Here is a 3,413-nt window from a genome sequence, read left to right on the forward strand (position 1 = left end):
ATTTGTTCTTTAACAATCTGGAAGAAGCACAACGAAAATGTGTTCATCAAGTAATCAGCGTTGCTGATGAAGATGGGCACGGGTTGTGATTGCATTATTTTTTGTTCCAAGTTCTCAAGACTGGGGTGCAAACCTCAGACTGCTTTGAAACTTATGAACGGCACAAACGCTAATACTCAGGTCCTATAGCCTACAGCGTTATAGGATCAAGCGACTAAGTGCATATGGTGGATGCCTTGGCGATCACAGGCGATGAAGGACGTAGTAGCCTGCGAAAAGCTGCGGGGAGCTGGCAAACAAGCTTTGATCCGCAGATATCCGAATGGGGAAACCCACTGCAGCAATGCAGTATCCCTAGCTGAATACATAGGCTAGTGGAAGCGAACCGGGTGAACTGAAACATCTCAGTAGCTCGAGGAAAAGAAATCAACCGAGATTCCGAAAGTAGTGGCGAGCGAAATCGGATGAGCCTTTACGTTTTAGCGCGCAGGATAGTCGAACGGAATGGAAAGTCCGGCCGTAGCAGGTGATAGCCCTGTAGACGAAATTCTGTGTGTGGAACTAAGCGTAAGACAAGTAGGGCGGGACACGTGAAATCCTGTTTGAAGATGGGGGGACCATCCTCCAAGGCTAAATACTCGTGATCGACCGATAGTGAACCAGTACCGTGAGGGAAAGGCGAAAAGAACCCCGGAAGGGGAGTGAAATAGATCCTGAAACCGTATGCATACAAACAGTAGGAGCCTCCTTGTGGGGTGACTGCGTACCTTTTGTATAATGGGTCAGCGACTTACATTCAGTGGCAAGGTTAACCGAATAGGGAAGCCGTAGCGAAAGCGAGTCCGAATAGGGCGATTCAGTCGCTGGGTGTAGACCCGAAACCAGATGATCTATCCATGGCCAGGTTGAAGGCACGGTAACACGTGCTGGAGGACCGAACCCACTAATGTTGAAAAATTAGGGGATGAGCTGTGGATAGGGGTGAAAGGCTAAACAAATCTGGAAATAGCTGGTTCTCTCCGAAAACTATTTAGGTAGTGCCTCAAGTATTACTGCGGGGGGTAGAGCACTGTTATAGCTAGGGGGTCATGGCGACTTACCAAACTATGGCAAACTCCGAATACCCGCAAGTACAGCTTGGGAGACAGAGCACCGGGTGCTAACGTCCGGACTCAAGAGGGAAACAACCCAGACCGCCAGCTAAGGTCCCGAATTATCGCTAAGTGGGAAACGAAGTGGGAAGGCATAGACAGTCAGGAGGTTGGCTTAGAAGCAGCCATCCTTTAAAGAAAGCGTAATAGCTCACTGATCGAGTCGTCCTGCGCGGAAGATGTAACGGGGCTAAGCGATAAACCGAAGCTGCGGGTGTGCACTTTTAGTGCACGCGGTAGGAGAGCGTTCTGTAAGCCTGCGAAGGTGGCTTGTAAAGGCTGCTGGAGGTATCAGAAGTGCGAATGCTGACATGAGTAGCGATAAAGGGGGTGAAAAGCCCCCTCGCCGTAAGTCCAAGGTTTCCTGCGCAACGTTCATCGGCGCAGGGTGAGTCGGCCCCTAAGGCGAGGCAGAGATGCGTAGCTGATGGGAAGCTGGTTAATATTCCAGCACCGTCGTACAGTGCGATGGGGGGACGGATCGCGGAAAATCATCAGGGTGTTGGATGTCCCTGTTGCTGTATCGAAGATGGCGCTTAGGCAAATCCGGGCGCGTAAATCAAGGGTATGGCACGAGCGAGCATTGCTTGCGAAGTGATCGGAAGTGGTTCCAAGAAAAGCCTCTAAGCTTCAGCTGTACGAGACCGTACCGCAAACCGACACAGGTGGACGGGATGAATATTCCAAGGCGCTTGAGAGAACTCAGGAGAAGGAACTCGGCAAATTGATACCGTAACTTCGGGAGAAGGTATACCCCGGTAGTGTGAAGCGCCTGCGCGCTTAGCATGATGGGGTCGCAGAGAATCGGTGGCTGCGACTGTTTATTAAAAACACAGCACTCTGCAAAGACGAAAGTCGACGTATAGGGTGTGACGCCTGCCCGGTGCCGGAAGGTTAAGTGATGGGGTGCAAGCTCTTGATCGAAGCCCCGGTAAACGGCGGCCGTAACTATAACGGTCCTAAGGTAGCGAAATTCCTTGTCGGGTAAGTTCCGACCTGCACGAATGGCGTAACGATGGCCACACTGTCTCCTCCTGAGACTCAGCGAAGTTGAAGTGTTTGTGATGATGCAATCTACCCGCGGCTAGACGGAAAGACCCCATGAACCTTTACTGTAGCTTTGCATTGGACTGTGAACCGGCCTGTGTAGGATAGGTGGGAGGCTTTGAAGCGTGGTCGCTAGATCACGTGGAGCCATCCTTGAAATACCACCCTGGTTTGTTTGCGGTTCTAACCTTGGTCCGTTATCCGGATCGGGGACAGTGCATGGTGGGCAGTTTGACTGGGGCGGTCTCCTCCCAAAGTGTAACGGAGGAGTTCGAAGGTACGCTAGGTACGGTCGGAAATCGTGCTGATAGTGCAATGGCATAAGCGTGCTTGACTGTGAGACTGACAAGTCGAACAGGTGCGAAAGCAGGACATAGTGATCCGGTGGTTCTGAATGGAAGGGCCATCGCTCAACGGATAAAAGGTACTCTGGGGATAACAGGCTGATACCGCCCAAGAGTTCATATCGACGGCGGTGTTTGGCACCTCGATGTCGGCTCATCTCATCCTGGGGCTGTAGCCGGTCCCAAGGGTATGGCTGTTCGCCATTTAAAGAGGTACGTGAGCTGGGTTTAAAACGTCGTGAGACAGTTTGGTCCCTATCTGCCGTGGGCGTTGGATACTTGACGGAGCCTGCTCCTAGTACGAGAGGACCGGAGTGGACGTACCTCTGGTGTACCGGTTGTCATGCCAATGGCATTGCCGGGTAGCTAAGTACGGAAGAGATAACCGCTGAAGGCATCTAAGCGGGAAACTCGTCTGAAGATTAGGTATCCCGGGGACTTGATCCCCCTGAAGGGTCGTTCGAGACCAGGACGTTGATAGGTCGGGTGTGGAAGCGCAGTAATGCGTTAAGCTAACCGATACTAATTGCCCGTGAGGCTTGATCCTATAACACTGATGGTTATGACCTGGTGATATAGCGTTCCAAGTGTCGTTCAATACAAAATACTGGCTGCACCGTCAGCAGCCAGCCAACACAATTACACCCCACCGTGCGTTGATCATCGAGCCTCAGGCTCTGATCGCCACGCGTTGCGCTTCTTCCAAGATTGGAGCTGTTGCCTAACCCGCAACTGCTCAACCAGTTACGCCTGACGACCATAGCAAGGTGGTCCCACTCCTTCCCATCCCGAACAGGACAGTGAAACGCCTTTGCGCCGATGATAGTGGACGGACGTCTGTGAAAGTAGGTCATCGTCAGGCTTTTATTGC

The 3,413-nt window shown here is 52.0% G+C and carries 2 rRNA genes; both read left to right on the top strand.

Annotation, left to right across the window (positions count from 1 at the left end):
• Positions 1-204: 204 nt before the first annotated feature.
• Positions 205-3,089, top strand: a 23S ribosomal RNA gene (locus HV786_RS27145).
• A gap of 202 nt (positions 3,090-3,291) precedes the next feature.
• Positions 3,292-3,404: ribosomal RNA gene (gene rrf / locus HV786_RS27150) — 5S ribosomal RNA — on the top strand.
• Positions 3,405-3,413: the final 9 nt, after the last annotated feature.

The organism is Achromobacter mucicolens, assembly GCF_902859725.1.
In the GTDB taxonomy this organism is placed as follows: Bacteria; Pseudomonadota; Gammaproteobacteria; order Burkholderiales; family Burkholderiaceae_B; genus Achromobacter; species Achromobacter mucicolens.